The sequence below is a fragment of the Burkholderia ubonensis subsp. mesacidophila genome (assembly GCF_002097715.1).
In the GTDB taxonomy this organism is placed as follows: Bacteria; Pseudomonadota; Gammaproteobacteria; order Burkholderiales; family Burkholderiaceae; genus Burkholderia; species Burkholderia mesacidophila.
In genome coordinates, this window is record NZ_CP020737.1 from 2,454,701 (window position 1) to 2,471,218 (window position 16,518).

At 69.5% G+C, this 16,518-nt stretch carries 14 protein-coding genes; 5 read left to right on the forward strand and 9 right to left on the reverse strand.

All coding sequences use genetic code 11. From position 1 onward, the window contains the following. Positions 1–151 precede the first annotated feature (151 nt). The 5 genes from B7P44_RS11505 to B7P44_RS11525 form a co-directional block, all read right to left on the reverse strand. The gene (locus tag B7P44_RS11505) at positions 152–982 is read right to left on the reverse strand and encodes an alpha/beta fold hydrolase (protein ID WP_084904070.1); all 831 of its coding nucleotides are present in this window, start codon (positions 980–982) and stop codon (positions 152–154) included. Between the two features lie 133 nt (positions 983–1,115). Further along, the gene (locus B7P44_RS11510) at positions 1,116–3,590 is read right to left on the reverse strand and encodes a DNA internalization-related competence protein ComEC/Rec2 (protein WP_084904073.1); all 2,475 of its coding nucleotides are present in this window, start codon (positions 3,588–3,590) and stop codon (positions 1,116–1,118) included. Between the two features lie 57 nt (positions 3,591–3,647). After that, the gene (locus B7P44_RS11515; RefSeq protein ID WP_084904076.1) at positions 3,648–4,436 is read right to left on the reverse strand and encodes a TatD family hydrolase; all 789 of its coding nucleotides are present in this window, start codon (positions 4,434–4,436) and stop codon (positions 3,648–3,650) included. 77 nt (positions 4,437–4,513) lie between these two features. Then, positions 4,514–5,275, reverse strand: coding sequence for a lipoprotein-releasing ABC transporter ATP-binding protein LolD (gene lolD / locus B7P44_RS11520; protein WP_084904079.1), 762 nt, complete (start codon positions 5,273–5,275; stop codon positions 4,514–4,516). Then, on the reverse strand, positions 5,268–6,521 hold the full coding sequence (locus B7P44_RS11525; RefSeq protein WP_084904081.1) for a lipoprotein-releasing ABC transporter permease subunit: 1,254 nt from the start codon (positions 6,519–6,521) through the stop codon (positions 5,268–5,270). The genes lolD and B7P44_RS11525 overlap by 8 nt, the downstream gene beginning before the upstream one ends. A 149-nt stretch (positions 6,522–6,670) precedes the next feature. Here B7P44_RS11525 and B7P44_RS11530 point away from each other — a divergent pair, with 149 nt between their 5' ends. From B7P44_RS11530 to B7P44_RS11550, 5 genes are all read left to right on the forward strand, one after another. Further along, positions 6,671–7,735, forward strand: a complete 1,065-nt coding sequence (locus B7P44_RS11530) for a regulator (RefSeq protein WP_088511480.1) — start codon at positions 6,671–6,673, stop codon at positions 7,733–7,735. Positions 7,736–7,744: 9 nt separating this feature from the next. Continuing rightward, positions 7,745–9,442 (forward strand): single-stranded-DNA-specific exonuclease RecJ, encoded by a 1,698-nt coding sequence (gene recJ, locus B7P44_RS11535; RefSeq protein WP_084904085.1) that lies wholly within the window; start codon positions 7,745–7,747, stop codon positions 9,440–9,442. Positions 9,443–9,574: 132 nt separating this feature from the next. Next, a protein-coding gene (prfB, locus tag B7P44_RS11540; RefSeq protein ID WP_096645334.1) for a peptide chain release factor 2 occupies positions 9,575–10,679 on the forward strand; the annotation gives its coding sequence in 2 pieces (ribosomal slippage) (positions 9,575–9,655 and positions 9,657–10,679; 1,104 coding nt in all). 73 nt (positions 10,680–10,752) lie between these two features. Then, positions 10,753–12,279 carry a lysine--tRNA ligase gene (gene lysS, locus B7P44_RS11545; RefSeq protein WP_084904089.1) on the forward strand — a complete coding sequence of 509 codons (1,527 nt, stop codon included), beginning with the start codon at positions 10,753–10,755 and terminating at the stop codon, positions 12,277–12,279. Between the two features lie 255 nt (positions 12,280–12,534). Further along, the gene (locus tag B7P44_RS11550) at positions 12,535–13,275 is read left to right on the forward strand and encodes a glycine zipper 2TM domain-containing protein (RefSeq protein ID WP_084904093.1); all 741 of its coding nucleotides are present in this window, start codon (positions 12,535–12,537) and stop codon (positions 13,273–13,275) included. Positions 13,276–13,403: 128 nt separating this feature from the next. On the opposite strand, the gene iscX is transcribed toward B7P44_RS11550, so the two are convergent. The 4 genes from iscX to hscB all read right to left on the reverse strand — a co-directional run bounded on the left by iscX (position 13,404) and on the right by hscB (position 16,512). Further along, on the reverse strand, positions 13,404–13,613 hold the full coding sequence (gene iscX / locus B7P44_RS11555; RefSeq protein ID WP_084904096.1) for a Fe-S cluster assembly protein IscX: 210 nt from the start codon (positions 13,611–13,613) through the stop codon (positions 13,404–13,406). Positions 13,614–13,632: 19 nt separating this feature from the next. Beyond that, complete coding sequence (gene fdx, locus B7P44_RS11560) at positions 13,633–13,974, reverse strand: ISC system 2Fe-2S type ferredoxin (RefSeq protein WP_006754135.1); 342 nt, start codon at positions 13,972–13,974, stop codon at positions 13,633–13,635. Between the two features lie 87 nt (positions 13,975–14,061). Then, positions 14,062–15,930: a Fe-S protein assembly chaperone HscA gene (hscA, locus tag B7P44_RS11565; protein ID WP_084904099.1), complete on the reverse strand. Its 1,869-nt coding sequence runs from the start codon at positions 15,928–15,930 to the stop codon at positions 14,062–14,064. Between the two features lie 54 nt (positions 15,931–15,984). After that, on the reverse strand, positions 15,985–16,512 hold the full coding sequence (hscB, locus tag B7P44_RS11570) for a Fe-S protein assembly co-chaperone HscB (protein WP_084906614.1): 528 nt from the start codon (positions 16,510–16,512) through the stop codon (positions 15,985–15,987). Between the last annotated feature and the right edge of the window lie 6 nt (positions 16,513–16,518).

A 16,518-nucleotide genomic window follows, 5' to 3' on the forward strand; every position in this document is an offset into this window, starting at 1 on the left:
TAAAGCCCGCGCTTCTCTCAGCAATTGACGCGATGATTGCGCCCTTTCCCGCTGTGCCTCGCCAGCCGAGCCTGCCGCGTCGGATGCGCCGCAATCGGACGGGATGCGCCCCACACGCCGGCCGGCGCCCGGCACAGGGCCGGGCCGCGTTTCATGCGTCGTGCGCGGACACGACGGCCCCTTCTTCCGCGCGCAGCGTATTCAGCATCCGCTGCAATGCGCGCGCCGTCTCCAGCGGCCGCTCCATCGGGAACAGGTGACTGCCCTCGAGCCACTCGATACGCCCGTGAGTCGCGCGGCGCGTGGCGTCGAGCCCGACCTGCCGCACTTCGCGCGAGTGCGTGCCGGCGAGAAAGCCGAGCGGCACTGGCGTGCCGTGCGCAAGCCTCGGGCCGAGCGTATGCGGCAAGGTCCGGTAGATCAGGTACTCGACCTGCCGGTCAAACGCGAGCGCGCGCTCGCCGTCGACGGCCGCCTGCGGAATGCCGTAGTCGATGTAGTCGGCCAGCATCCGCTCGTCCCAGCGCGCGAACGCCGGTTTCTCGCGGAAATGCCGCCAGGCTTCGTCGCGGCTCGCCCAGTGCGTGCGCCGGTTGCGCGTCGCCGCGGCCGGCGACAGCCGCTCGTCGAGCCCCGCCCACTGGCTGGCGCGCAATGCGCCGCTGCGCCAGCCGGCGATGATCGGCGAATCCAGCATCACCACGCCACGTACCCACTGCGGCTTCTTCAGCGCGGCCATCAGCGACAGATAGCCGCCGAGCGAATGGCCGACGAGCCACACCGGCCGCTCGTAACGACCACCGATGTCGTCGAGCAGCTGCTCGACGAGGTGCGGCCAGTCTCGCGTGACCGGGTAGCGCCGGTCGTGCCCGATCCGCTCGATGTAGCGCAGCTCGTAGTCGTCGGCCAGTTCGGCGAAGATCGTCCGGTACGTCGACGCCGGAAAGCCGTTCGCGTGCGAAAAATGGATGATGTCCTTCAAACGCCGGTGTCTCCTTTGTCGACCTGAGTTGGCGCTTCAGCGCTTAGTCAGGTCCCATGCTTCGCGGTCGACCTGAGTTGGCGCTTCAGCGCTTGCTCGGGTCCCACGCATAGCCGTCATCCCGCGCGGCACGTCACCGGTCCATCCAGTAGCGGCGCTGCGCATCGCGGTGAAGTTCGAGCGCGAACCTTCCGTCCGCCGGCGCGACGTCGAACCGCACGGCGCCGTCGCGATCGGTGCGCGGCAACGGGATCCCGCGCGCCGCGAAACGTGCAAGGACGGTCCGGTGCGGATGCCCGAAACGATTGCGATAGCCTACAGGAAATACCGCGACGCGCGGCCCGACCGAATCGAGGAAAGGCTCGACCGACGACGTGCGGCTGCCGTGATGCGCGACGATCAGGATCTGTGCGGCAAGCGCATCGCGATCCGTGTCGACGAGCCGGCGCTCGACGCTCGCTTCAATGTCCCCCGTCAGCAGCGCTGACGTGCCGCCCGCGTCGATGCGCAGCACGCACGATTGCGCGTTCGTCGCGCCGCCGCCGGGGCCGCCCTGCGGCCAGAGCATCGTGAACGTCACGCCATCCCAGTGCCAGCGCTGCCCCGCCGCGCACGGCACTCGGCTCGCAACGCCAGCCGCCTGCGCGTCGCGCCACAGCCGGTTGCCGGCCGGCATCCCGCCCAGCAGCTGACGCACGTCGACCGCCGCATAGACGGCGGGTGCGCCGCCGGCGTGATCCGCGTCCGCATGGCTCAACACGAGCGTGTCGAGATCCCGGATCCCACGGGCGCGCAGGAACGGCACGACGATCCGCTCGCCCGCATGGGTCGACTCCGCCCCCGGCCCGGCGTCGAACAGCAGCGTGCGACGCGCGGTCTCGACCAGTACCGATGCGCCTTGCCCGACGTCGACCACGGTCAGCCGGAACCCGCCTTCCGGCGGCCGGTCCGGCGCCGGCGCGACGAGCGGCAGCCAGGTGAGCGGCGCCGCCCAGCGCAGCGGCCAGCCGCGCGGCAGCAACACCCATGCGACGCCCACGCAAGCAAGCGTCAGCACCGGCCAGTCCGGCATCGGCAGCCAGAACACGCTGCGCGGCCAGTCCGCGAGCCGCTCGAGCGCCGCCATCATCGGATCGAGCGTCGCGCGCGCCAGCCGGAATGCGCCGGCGTCGAGCGGCGCGGGCAGCGCGATGCCCGCGAGCACGATCGGCGTGACGACGCTGCTGACCCACGGAATCGCGAATGCGTTCGCGAGCGGCCCCGATACGGAGATCTGCGCGAACCATGCGGCCGTCAGCGGCGCTAGCCCGATCGTGACCGCGTATTGCACCCGCGATGCTTCGGCCACGCGGCGGACGGCCCGCCGGCGCCATGCACGCAGCCGCTCGCCGAACCCGGCGCCTTGCGGCTCGGCGCCGGGCTCTTGCACGGCGCGCCAGCCCGACACGGCCAGCAGGATGACGGCTACCGCGCCGAACGACAGCCCGAAACCGGCCGACAGCACCGCCCACGGATCGGCGAGCAGCACGGCGCCCAGCGCCGCGCACAGCATCGACGACGCGGGAACGCTGCGCCCCGCCAGATACGCGACGCCGCCCGCCGCGATCATCCACCACGACCGCTGCGCCGGCACGTTGAAACCGGCCAGCGCCGCGTAGCCAAGCGCGCCCGTCAGCGCCGCGAGCGCTGCGACCCAGGGGGCCGGCATGACGAGCACGGCGGCGCGGCCCCGCCAGCAAAGCCGGCGCCACACGGCCGACGCGAGCCAGCCGGCGATCCCGCCGACCAGGCCGACATGCAGGCCCGAGATCGCCACCAGATGGCTGGTGCCGGTGTTGCGCAACACGCGCCAGTCTTCGTCCCCGATGCCGGACTGATCGCCGATGGCGAGCGCGGCGACGATGCCGCGATGATCCGCGTGCTGCCCGAGCGTCGCGACGATGCGCGCCCGCAACCGGTCGCGCAGGCGATCGATCGACGCCTGGACGCCGCGCGCCCGCGCATCGAGCAGCACCGCCCGCTGCGGCGCGCTCACGTAGCCGAGCGCGCGAATCCCCGCGCCGAGCCACGCTGCCTCGCTGTCGCGCACGCCGGGATTCGCTTCGCCATGCGGCCGCTTCAGCCGCACCGTCAGCCGCCAGCGCTGCGCGGCGCGCAGCTCCGGAGTCGCCGCCGGTTCCGCGCGCGCTCCGTAGGTGCGCCATGACAGTCGAATCAGCGGCGGGAAACGGGCCAGGCCGGCGTCGTTCGATTCGACGGCGAGCAGGAACCGGGCGCCCGTATCGTCGACGACAGGCAGCCCCTTGATCACCCCCGTGACCGTGATGTCGCGCCCTTCCCATTCGGTGGGCAGCTCATCGCGCAGCCGCCACTCCGCTCGCCCCGCCGCGTACCCGAACCCCACGACACAGGCCGCCGCCGCCCACAACGCCCAGCCGATCGCGGCGGTCGCCCGCGTCCGCGGCCGGCGTCGCGCGCACCCGATGCCGGCCGCCGCGAGCGCCGCCAGCACGGCCGCGCCGCCCAGCCAGTGCGCAGCGCCCGGCAACGCCGCCTGCCGCTGCAGCACGGCGACGCCGAACGCGAACGCCACCCACCACACGCGCATTCCGCCTCCTCGCCGACCCGGCGGCGCCGTTGCGAATCAGGCGCCTTCGGGAAACGATTATGCGGACGAAAGCGCGAGCCGGGGCAACGCGGCACGCGCGTTAGCCGAAGTGCATAGGGCGAGCTCGGCCGCGTCGATGCCGCGCAGTTCGGCGAGCACGTCGCCGATGCGCGGCACCTGGTCCGGCGTGTTGCGGGATTTGTACGCCCACTCGGGCGCGATGTCGGGCGCATCCGTTTCGACGACGAGCGCGTCGACCGGCAGCTGCGCCGCCAGCCGGCGGATCTGCAGCGCGCGCGTGAACGTGACGTTGCCACCGAAGCCGAGATGCAGGCCCTGCGCGAGATACGCTTCGGCCTGCTGGAAACTGCCGTTGAATGCGTGCGCGATGCCGCGCCGCACGCCGAAACGGCGCAGCCCCGCGAGCACTCGGTCCTGCGACTTGCGCACGTGGCACAGCACCGGCAGGTCGAACTCGCGCGCGAGCTTCAGCTGGCCCTGGTAGAAGAACTGCTGCCGGTCTTCGTCGAGCCCGGGCACGAAGTAGTCGAGGCCGATCTCGCCGATCGCGACGAAGCGCGGATCGTCGAGGCTCGCTTCGATTTCCATGCGCAGCCGGTCGAGGTCGGCGTCGCGCGCATGCGGCGTATACATCGGATGGATGCCGAGCGCATAGACCGCGCCCGGCGTGCGGTGCGCGAGCTCGCGCACCGTCGCGAAGTTGTCGCGCCCGACGCTCGGGATCACGATGCGCGCCACGCCCGCGTCGCGCGCCGCCTGCGCGACCGCGTCGCGGTCGGCATCGAATTCGGCGGCATCGAGATGGCAATGCGTATCGATCCACATGTCAGCGTTCGCCTGGCCGCTCCCGGCGAACGCGCCGCCCGTCGGGCAGCGGCTCGCGCGAGGCGCGCGGGTTCATGTCAGACCGGCAGGGCCGGCTCTTCGTGCAGCACGCCGTCGCGCAGCCGCATGATGCGGTCGCAGCGCGCGGCAAGATCGGGATCGTGCGTGACGATCACGAAGCTCGTGTTCAGCGTCTCCGACAGTTCGAGCATCAGGTTGAACACCGTATCGGCGGTCCCGCCGTCGAGGTTGCCGGTCGGCTCGTCGGCAAGCACGCACGCGGGCTTCGTCACGAGCGCACGCGCGATCGCGACGCGCTGCCGCTCGCCGCCCGACAGCTCGCCCGGACGATGCTTCGCGCGCGCGCCGAGGCCGACCCGCTCGAGCATCGCCTGCGCCTCGGCGCGCGCGTCCTCGGTCGTCATCCGGCGGATGCGCAGCGGCATCGCGACGTTGTCGAGCGCGCTGAATTCGGGCAGCAGATGGTGGAACTGGTAGACGAACCCGAGCGCCCGGTTGCGCAGCTCGTTGCGCTCGCGCTCGCCGAGCTGCGTAAACGGCTTGCCGAGCAGCGACACCTCGCCCGCGCTCGGCTCGTCGAGACCGCCCAGCACGTGCAGCAGCGTGCTCTTGCCGGAGCCCGACGCGCCGACGACCGCGAGCTTCTCGCCGCGCCGCACCGTCAGCTCGGTATTGTTGAGCACCTGCACGTTGAAGCCGCCCTGCACGAACGCCTTCGTGATGCCGCGCGCCTGAAGCACGTAATCCTGCATACCTGCCGAATCCTGGTTGTTGTAGTTGGATCGAGAAGCCGCGACAGCGGCGGCGCGGTCATTCATAGCGCAGCGCCTCCGCCGGCTTGACCTTCGCGCCGCGCCAGCTCGGGTAGAGCGTCGCGACCGCCGACAGCGCGAACGCGATCACGCCGATCCGGATCACGTCGCTCACGACGAGCTCGGACGGCAGCTCGCTGATGAAGTACACCGACGACGGCAGGAACTGCACGCCGAGCGCATGCTCGATCATCGGGATCAGCCACGGGATGCTCCACGCGATCAGGCAGCCGAGCGCAATGCCCATTGCGGTGCCGGAGAAGCCGATCGTCACGCCCTGCACGACAAAGATCTTCATGATCGAGCCCGGCTGCGCGCCGAGCGTGCGCAGGATCGCGATGTCGGCCTGCTTGTTGGTCACCGTCATCACGAGCGACGACACGAGGTTGAACGCGGCCACCGCGATGATCAGCGTCAGGATGATGAACATCATCCGCTTCTCGATCTTCACCGCCGAGAACCAGGTCTTGTTCTGCTGGGTCCAGTCGCGGATGTACAGGCTGCCGGACAGCGAATGCGACAGCTCGACCGCCACGTCCGGCGCCTTCTGCATGTCCTTCACCCGCAGCCGCACGCCGGTCGGCGCGCTCAGGCGGAACAGCGCCTCGGCGTCGCGGATGTCGATCATCGCGAGCGTGCTGTCGTATTCGTAGTGCCCCGACTCGAACACGCCGACGACCGTGAACTGCTTCAGCCGCGGCAGCATCCCGGCCGGCGTGATCGTACCCTCGGGCGCGACCAGCGTGACCTTGTCGCCGACCGTCACGCCGAGATTGCCGGCCAGCGCGTCGCCGAGCACGATGCCGAACTGGCCGGGCACGAGCGCACCGAGCTGGCCGGCCTTCATGTCCTTGCCGATCTCCGACACCTGCGGCTCGAGCGACGGCTCGATGCCGCGCAGCATCACGCCGCTCACCGCATCCTGGCGCGTGAGCAGCGCCTGCGCCTCCACGTACGGCGCCGCGCCGGTCACCGACGGGTTGCGGCGCGCCTCCTGCGCGGTCAGCTGCCAGTCGGGCATCTGGCCCGTCGGCGAGAACACTTCGACGTGCGCGAGCACGGACAGCATCCGGTCGCGCACCTCCTTCTGGAAGCCGTTCATCACCGACAGCACGACGATCAGCGCCGCGACGCCGAGCGCGATGCCGAGCATCGACACGAGCGCGATGAAGGAAATGAAGCCGTTGCCGGTCGTGCGTTTGCCGGCGCGCGTGTAGCGCCAGCCGATCTGCCATTCGTACGGAAGTTTCAAGCGAATCCTTTCTGCTGGTTGCGGCATGGGTGGCGGCCCGCGAGTCCGGTCGCCGCCCGCCCGGACGGGGACAAAACCGGCCGCCGGGCGCGAGCCGGCCGTCGGCCCGCCCGAACACGCGCGCAGTTTGCCATACAATGCGCACCATCATGCACGACCGACGCCTCCATTTTCTCGTTCCGTTCGCGCTGCCGTCGGCGGCCGATGCGGCCTCGTCCCTGCACACGCTGGACAGTCCCGCGCTCGAAAAGTTGCTGTCGCGCGCGAGCCTCGTCGAGCGCGTGGCCGGCGAGGACTTCCAGCGCACGCTGCCGCACGAGCGCTGGCTCGCCCGCCAGTTCGGCGCGGCCCAGGGCAATGCCGCCGACGAGGCGCCGCTCGCGCCCTACATGCTGCTCGCCGACGGCGGCGACCCGGGCGACCAAGCCTGGGCCTGCGTCGAACCCGTACACGTCGAGATCGCGCACGACCATCTCGTGCTCGTCGACCCGGCCGCGCTCGAGCTGGAAGACGGCGAGGCGGCCGCGCTGCTCGCGGTCGCGCGCCCGCTGATCGAGGAGCTCGGGGTCCGGCTCGAAGCGCCCCGCCCACACCGCTGGTACCTGTCGAGCGAACAGTTCCACCACCTGGCCGGCGCCGCGCCGCTGCGCGCGAGCGGCCGCAACATCGAGATCTGGCTGCCGCACGAGGCGCACACCGGCGAACGCTCGCGGACCTGGATGAAGCTGCAGAACGAAGTGCAGATGGCCTGGTTCCAGCATCCGGTCAACGAAGCGCGCGAGGCGCGCGGCCTGCCCGCCGTGAATTCGATCTGGTTCCACGCGCAGGGCGCGCTGAAGCCCGTCGGCCGGCCGTTCGCACGGGTGCTGTCCACCGCGCCCGCGGCGCTCGGCCTCGCGCGCGCGGCCCGGGTCGACGCCGGCGCACCGCCCGCCACGTTCGACAAGCTCGCCGCCGCCGACGGCGCGACGCTCGTCGAGCTGTCGGCGCTCACGACCCCATTCATCGAACAGGACTGGGCGCGCTGGCACGACGCGCTCGGCGCGATGGAACACGACTGGTTCGCGCCCGCCCTCGCCGCGCTGCAGCGCGGCGAACTGGCGCGCGTCGACGTCACGCTGTGCGGCGACACCAGTTCGGCCACCCTGCGCGCGACGCGCGGCGACCTGCGCAAGTTCTGGCGCCGTCGCGCGCTCGCGTCCCTGTTTGAATAAAGCCACCTCATGACCCGCATCGTTACCCGCCCCGTCGCGCCCGCCGACGCCGAAGCGCTCGCGCGCCACGGCCTGCACCCGGTGCTCGCGCGCCTGTACGCCTCGCGCGGCGTGCAATCCCCGTCCGACATCGAGACCGCGCTCGCGCGCCTCGTCCCGCCCACCGAACTGAAAGGCTGCGCCGACGCGGCCGCACTGCTCGCCGACGCGATCGCCGACCGGCGGCGCCTGCTCGTCGTCGCCGACTACGACTGCGACGGCGCGACCGCCTGCGCGGTCGCCGTGCGCGGGCTGCGGATGTTCGGCGCGCAGATCGACTATCTGGTGCCGAACCGCTTCGAGTACGGCTACGGCCTCACGCCCGAGATCGTCGAGCTGGCGGTCGCGCGCAAGCCGGACCTGCTGATCACCGTCGACAACGGCATCGCGAGCGTCGCGGGCGTCGAAGCCGCGAACGCGCGCGGGATCGACGTGCTGGTCACCGACCACCACCTGCCCGGCGACGCGCTGCCCGCCGCGCGCGCGATCGTCAACCCGAACCAGCCGGGCTGCGCGTTCCCGAGCAAGCACATCGCCGGCGTCGGCGTGATGTTCTACGTGCTGCTCGCGCTGCGCGCCGAGTTGCGCCGCCGCGGCGCGTTCGCCAGCAAGGAGGCCGAGCCGCGCCTCGACGGCCTGCTCGACCTCGTCGCGCTCGGCACCGTCGCCGACGTCGTGCGGCTCGACGGCAACAACCGCGTGCTGGTCGCGCAGGGGCTGCAGCGGATCCGCAACGGCCGGATGCAGCCGGGCGTCGCCGCGCTGTTCCGCGCTGCCGCCCGCGAAGCCCGCACCGCGTCGGGCTTCGACCTCGGCTTCGGCCTCGGCCCGCGGCTGAACGCCGCCGGGCGGCTGTCCGACATGTCGCTCGGGATCGAGTGCCTGATCACCGACGACGTCGGCCGCGCGTGGGAGCTCGCGCAGCAGCTCGACACGATGAACCGCGAACGCCGCGAAATCGAGGCCGGGATGCAGCAGCAGGCGCTCGCCGATCTCGCGCACGTCGATCCGGCCGACGCGTGCACGATCACCCTCTTCAATCCCGAATGGCACCAGGGCGTGATCGGCATCGTCGCCGGCCGCCTGAAGGAAAAATTCCACCGGCCGTCGTTCACGTTCGCGCACGCCGACGAGCAAGGCGCGCGCGTGAAGGGCTCCGGGCGATCGATCCCCGGTTTCCACCTGCGCGACGCGCTCGACCTCGTGTCGAAGCGCGAACCGGATCTGCTCGTCGCGTTCGGCGGCCACGCGATGGCGGCCGGCGTCACGCTCGACACCGCGAACGTGCCGCGCTTCGCGGCCGCGTTCGAGGCGGTCGCACGCGAATGGCTGTCGGACGACGCGCTCGCCCGCGTGATCGAGACCGACGGCGAGCTCGAGGACGCGTACTTCACGCCGCAGTTCGTCGGGCTGCTCGACGAGGCGGTCTGGGGCCAGGGCTTTCCGGCCCCGCTGTTCTCCGGCGAATTCGACGTCGTGTCGCAGTCCCTCGTGAAGGAGAAGCACCTGAAGCTGCAGCTCGCGCGCGGCCGCCAGCGCTTCAATGCGATCTGGTTCAACCACACGGAACCGCTGCCGGCGAGTGCGCTCATCGCGTACCGCCTCGTCGCCGACACCTGGAACGGCGTCACGCGCGTGCAGCTGATCGTCGAGCACGCGGGCGCCTGAGCGCGCCCTACCCCCGCGCCGCCTCGCCCGACGAGGCGCGGACGAGCGTGCGCGCCCTGCCGGCGTCACCGGGAGGCCGCCTCGATCGGCTATAATTCCGCTTTTTTACGAAGCACGAAAAGCGAAACGATCATGGAAGCGGAACGTCTCAACGCGATCGAAAGCTCCCTGCTCGACCTGCGCAACCGCGCGGGCGAGCTTCGGGGGTATCTTTGACTACGACGCCAAAGCTGCGCGTCTGACCGAAGTCAACAAGGAACTCGAAGACCCGAACGTCTGGAACGATTCGAAGAACGCCCAGGCGCTCGGCCGCGAAAAGAAGCTGCTCGAAGGCGTCGTCACGACGCTGACGGCGCTCGATAGCGACCTGCGCGATGCGCTCGACCTGTTCGAGATGGCTCGCGAGGAAGACGACGAAGACACCCTCGTCGCGTCGGAAGAGGATGCCGCGAAGCTCGAAGCGCGCGTCGGCGACATCGAGTTCCGCCGGATGTTCTCGAACCCGGCCGACCCGAACAACTGCTTCATCGACATCCAGGCCGGCGCCGGCGGCACCGAGGCGTGCGACTGGGCGTCGATGCTGCTGCGCCAGTACCTGCGCTACTGCGAGCGCAAGGGCTTCAAGGCCGAGGTGCTGGAAGAGTCCGACGGCGACGTCGCCGGCATCAAGAACGCGACGGTCAAGGTCTCGGGCGAATACGCATACGGCTTCCTGCGCACCGAAACCGGCATCCACCGCCTCGTGCGCAAGTCGCCGTTCGACTCGTCGGGCGGCCGCCACACGTCGTTCTCGTCGGTGTTCGTGTATCCGGAAATCGACGACTCGATCGAGGTCGAGGTCAATCCGGCCGACCTGCGCATCGACACGTACCGCGCATCGGGCGCGGGCGGCCAGCACATCAACAAGACCGACTCGGCGGTGCGGATCACGCACATGCCGACCGGCATCGTCGTGCAGTGCCAGAACGACCGCTCGCAGCACCGCAACCGCGCGGAAGCGATGGCGATGCTGAAGTCGCGCCTGTACGAAGCCGAGATGCGCAAGCGCCAGGCCGAGCAGGACAAGCTCGAATCGAGCAAGACCGACGTGGGCTGGGGTCACCAGATCCGCTCGTACGTGCTCGACCAGAGCCGCGTGAAGGACCTGCGCACGAACGTCGAAATGAGCAACACGAAAGCGGTGCTCGACGGCGATCTCGACGACTTCATCAGCGCGAGCCTCAAACAGGGCGTGTAAGCGCCGCGGCGCGGCTTGGCCGCGCCGCCCTCCCCCGTTTGCGTTGCCGCACCCACCCCGAATTCCGACCATCATGACCGAACCGACCCAAACGCAGCCCGCCGTCGCGGCGGACGAAAACCAGATCATCGCCGAGCGCCGCGAGAAGCTGCGCGCATTGCGCGAGCAAGGCGTCGCCTACCCGAACGATTTCCAGCCGACGCATCACGCGGCCGAACTGCAGGCGAAATTCGCCGATTCGGACAAGGCAGCGCTGGAAGCGAACCCGTTCGAGGTCGCGATCGCCGGCCGCATGATGCTCAAGCGCGTGATGGGCAAGGCGAGCTTCGCGACGGTGCAGGACGGTTCGGGCCAGATCCAGTTCTTCGTGACGCCGAACGACGTCGGCGCGGAAACGTACGACGCATTCAAGAAGTGGGACCTCGGCGACATCGTCGCCGCGCGCGGCGTGCTGTTCCGCACCAACAAGGGCGAGCTGTCGGTCCAGTGCAAGGAACTGCGCCTGCTGTCGAAGGCGCTGCGCCCGCTGCCGGACAAGTTCCACGGCCTCGCCGACCAGGAAATGCGCTACCGCCAGCGATACGTCGACCTGATCGTCACGCCGGAAACGCGCGACACGTTCCGCGCGCGCACCAAGACGATCGCGTCGATCCGCAAGTTCATGGACACGGCCGACTTCATGGAAGTCGAGACGCCGATGCTGCACCCGATCCCGGGCGGCGCGGCCGCGAAGCCGTTCGTCACGCATCACAACGCGCTCGACATGCAGATGTTCCTGCGCATCGCGCCGGAGCTGTACCTGAAGCGGCTGATCGTCGGCGGCTTCGAGCGCGTGTTCGAAATCAACCGGAATTTCCGTAACGAGGGCGTGTCGCCGCGTCACAATCCGGAATTCACGATGATGGAGTTCTACGCCGCGTACACCGACTACCGCTGGCTGATGGACTTCACCGAGCAGCTGATCCGCCAGGCGGCGATCGATGCGCTCGGCACCGCGACGATCCAGTACCAGGGCCGCGAGCTCGACCTCGCGAAGCCGTTCCACCGCCTGACGATCACGCAGGCGATCCAGAAGTATGCGCCGCAGTACACCGATGGACAGCTGTCGGACGACGCGTTCCTGCGCAATGAACTGACGAGCTTCGGCGTCGACGTCAGGCAGCCGGCATTCCTGAACGCGGGCATCGGCGCGCTGCAGCTCGCACTGTTCGAGGAAACCGCCGAAGCGCAGCTGTGGGAACCGACGTACATCATCGACTACCCGATCGAGGTGTCGCCGCTTGCACGCGCGTCGGACACGGTGCCGGGCATCACCGAGCGCTTCGAGCTGTTCATGACCGGCCGCGAAATCGCGAACGGCTTCTCGGAGCTGAACGATCCGGAAGACCAGGCCGCCCGCTTCAAGAAGCAGGTCGAGCAGAAGGATGCCGGCGACGAGGAAGCGATGTTCTTCGACGCCGACTACATTCGCGCGCTCGAACACGGGATGCCTCCGACGGGCGGCTGCGGGATCGGCATCGACCGTCTCGTGATGCTGCTGACCGACAGCCCGACGATCCGCGACGTGCTGCTGTTCCCCCACCTGCGCCGCGAAGACTGACCCGCTTCACCTGCGCGCCCTGCGGCGCGCAGGCGACAGCTTTGTAACCGCGCGTAAATCCCGCCTGCCGGCGTCCGCCGGCAATCGACCCCTCCCCGTTTTACTTCCTTGTCGCGACGGCTTTTGGCCGGTTTAGTGCACGCTCGTTCGCAAACTTCAGCAGCGAATCGTTACAACTTGATACGGCGGCTGTCCTGTGCTTGGACGACACTCCTTTTGCAAAACAACGCACGACTGCGTGCGAGGAGAGCAAAAATGGACAACCAGAACCAGACCACGCCTCAAAAACAACGCCTTCACCCGCTCGTCGCGACCGCGGCGGGCGCCGTCATCATCGCGAGCCTCGCGGCCACGGCGGCCGTTACCGGCCTGTTCCCGAAAGCCACCAGCGGCGATGCGCAGAACGGCCAGACCCAGGCGGCGCTGATCGCGTCGCAGCCGCCCGTCGATACCGCGGCGGCAGCCAGCGCGGCGCGCGCTGCGCAAGCGCAGCAGCTCGCGGCCGAGCAAGCCGCGCAACAGCAGGCGCCGGTCGCCCAGGCCCAGCCGCAACCGGCTCCGCGCCCGGCGCCGACGCACCACCGCCGCCATACGTCGACGGCGCCGCAGCCGCCTGAGTACGCGCAGCAGGGCGGCGGCAACGCGCAGCCGTCTTCGTCCTACTGCCAGACCTGCGGCACGGTCGTCGCGATCAACCAGATGCGCACGCCGGGCCAGAGCACGGGCATCGGCGCAGTCGGCGGCGCGGCGGCGGGCGGCCTGCTCGGCAACCAGTTCGGCCGGGGCAACGGCCGTACCGCGATGACGCTGCTCGGCGCACTCGGCGGCGGCCTCGCGGGCAACCAGGTCGAGAAGCAGGTCCGCAGCGAAACCGACTACCAGGTGCAGGTGCAGATGCAGAACGGCACGACCCGCACGTTCACGTACCACACCCCGCCGCCGTTCGGCCAAGGCCAGCGCGTGCGGATCGAGAACGGTACGCTGGTCGGCGCGTAACCGGTGATCGGTCCCCTGCCCGCTTATCATGCGCGGGCGCGTGACCCGGAAACAAAAACGGCTCGTGATCGCTCACGAGCCGTTTTTTTTCATCCCGAGCCACTTGCGCCATGAGGCGCCCGCCGTGCTTAGTCGTCTTCGTCGAAGTCGGATTCGTCGATCCAGTGCGCCTGGATCGCTTCGAGGATCTTCTCGCCGGAATGCTTCGGATCGTCGTCGAAGCCGTCGAGTTCGAGCACCCACTGGCGCAGGTCGACGAAATTGATCCGCTGCGGATCGATGTCCGGATGCTTGTCCGCCAGCGCAATGGCAATCTCGCGCGAATCGGTCCATTTCATCGCCTGCCTCCTGTCGCTGTCAGTGATTTTCCTTCGCGTGGTTGATCGAGTACTTCGGAATCTCGACCACCAGGTCCGAATCTTCCTGCACGATCGCCTGGCACGACAGGCGCGACGTCGGCTCGAGACCCCACGCCTTGTCGAGCAGGTCGTCCTCGTCTTCCTCGGACGGCTCCAGATCGTTGAAGCCCTCGCGGATCACCACGTGGCACGTCGTGCACGCGCACGACTTCTCGCATGCATGCTCGATCTCGATGCCGTTGTCGAGCAGGTTGTCGCAGATACTCTTGCCGGGCGTCGCGTCGATCACTGCACCGTCCGGGCACAGTTCGACGTGAGGCAGCACCACCAGTTGAGGCATGTCCGTTCCGTCAGTCAGGTGCGGCAGGTTGCGCCGCACAATTCATCATAACGCCGGCCGTCGCCGGCCGGCGTGCAAGTCCTTCGTTCAGATCTCGTCGAGCCGGCGGCCCGCCAGCGCGCGCTTGATGCTCTTGTCCATCCGGCGCGCGGCGAATTCGTCGGTGCCGTCGGCCAGCGCCTTGGTCGCCGCCTCGATCGCGTCGGTCTCGTCGCCCTGCGCAACCGTGCGCAGCGCCGCGACGAGCGCACCGACTTCCGCGCGCTCCGCGGCGTCGAGCAGCTCGCCGTCGGCCGCGAGCGCGGCGTCCGTCGCCTCGATCATCCGCTCGGCTTCGACCTGCGCCTCGCGCAACGCGCGCGCCCGCATGTCGATCTCGGCGGTCTTGAAGCTCTCTTCGAGCATCTTCGCGATGTCGTCGTCGGCGAGGCCGTACGACGGCTTCACGACGACCGACGCCTCGACGCCCGAATGCTGTTCGCGCGCGAACACCGACAGCAGGCCGTCCGCGTCGACCTGATAGGTCACGCGAATCCGCGCCGCGCCGGCCGTCATCGGCGGAATGCCGCGCAGCTCGAAACGCGCGAGCGACCGGCAGTCGGCGACGAGCTCGCGCTCGCCCTGCACGACGTGGATCGCCATTGCGGTCTGGCCGTCCTTGAAGGTCGTGAATTCCTGCGCGCGCGCGATCGGGATCGTCGAATTGCGCGGGATGATCTTCTCGACGAGACCGCCCATCGTCTCGACGCCGAGCGACAGCGGAATCACGTCGAGCAGCAGCCAGTCGTCGCCGCCGCCGCGATTGCCGGCGAGCAGGTCGGCCTGGATCGCCGCGCCGAGCGCGACGACCTGATCCGGATCGAGGTTCACGAGCGGCGGCTGGCCGAAATGCTTCGCGACCGCGTCGCGGATCACCGGCATGCGCGTCGCACCGCCGACGAGCACCACGCCCTTGATGTCGGCCGGCGTCACCTGCGCGTCGCGCAGCGCCTTGCGGGTCGGCGTCAGCGTGCGCTGCACGAGCGGCTCGACCAGCGCAGCGAAGGTATCGTGCGTGACCGTCTGCACAAGGTGCGCGCCGGTCGACAGCGTCACGTCGAGCACCGCATCCGGAGCCGCCGACAGCGCTTCCTTGAGCAGCCGCACGCGGTCGAGCAGCAGGCGCACGTCCTCGGGCGCAAGCGTGTTCGCGTCGATCCCGGCTTGCGCGAGCACATGGCCGAACAGCGCGTGATCGAAATCGTCACCGCCGAGCGCGGAATCGCCGCCCGCGGCGAGCACTTCGAACACGCCCTTCGTCAGCTTCAGGATCGACAGGTCGAACGTGCCGCCGCCGAGATCGTAGACCGCGTACAGGCCTTCGGCAGCATTGTCGAGACCGTAGGCAATCGCCGCCGCGGTCGGTTCGTTCAGCAGGCGCAGCACGTTCAGGCCCGCGAGACGCGCGGCGTCCTTGGTTGCCTGGCGCTGCGCGTCGTCGAAGTATGCGGGCACCGTGATCACCGCCCCGACCAACTCGTCGCCGAGCGTATCTTCCGCGCGATAGCGCAGCGTCGCGAGAATCTCGGCCGACACCTCGACCGGGCTCTTCACGCCGTCGACGGTGCGGATCTGCACCATGCCCGGCGCGTCGACGAATTCGTACGGCGCGTTCGCCGCGCCTTCGACTTCGGCCTTGCCGCGGCCCATGAAGCGCTTGACCGACACGATCGTGTTGCGCGGGTCGGTCGCGGCCTGTTCCTTCGCCTCGTGGCCGATGCGGCGGCCGCCCTTCTCGAGGTAACGCACCACCGACGGCAGCAGCGCGCGGCCCGCTTCGTCCGGCAGCACTTCGGGCACGCTGTTGCGCACGGCCGCGACGAGCGAATTCGTCGTGCCGAGATCGATCCCGACGGCGAGCCGCCGCTGGTGCGGCGCCGGCGCCATACCCGGTTCGGAAATTTGCAGTAAAGCCATCTTGGTTCGTTCGGGCGCTCGGCCCGTTTGCTGCGCGTGCCGCGAGGCACGCGGTTAAGTTTCGAGACGCTCGATCTGCGCGCCCACTTCCGACGCGACCCGCTCGATGAACATCAGCTGGCGCACGGCCTCGGCGGCGGCCTGGTCGGCGCCGCTGTCGAGCAGCGTGCCGAGGCGCTCGAAGCGCACGCGCTTCTCGTCGCGCAGCTCGGCGAGCAGCGCATCAAGCGCGTCGACGTTGCGGGCGGCCGCGGCATCCTCGATGCCTTCGCGCCACTCCATCTGCTGCATCAGGAACGCCGGTTCCATCGCGGTATTGTTTTCCGCGCCGATATCCACATCGCGCAGCGACAGCAGGTAGGTGGCGCGTTTCAGCGGATCGCGCAGCGTCCGGTATGCCTCGTTCGCCCGCGTCGCCCACTGCATCGCGATGCGCTTTTGCGCGTCGCCGGCCGCCGCGAAGCGGTCGGGATGCACCTGCGTCTGCACGGTCCGGTAAGCGGCGTCGAGCGCCGCGTCATCGAGCGCGAACTGCGCCGGCAGGTGAAACAGGTCGAAGTGGCTGTCTTTCAGCGAGACCATCGTCGC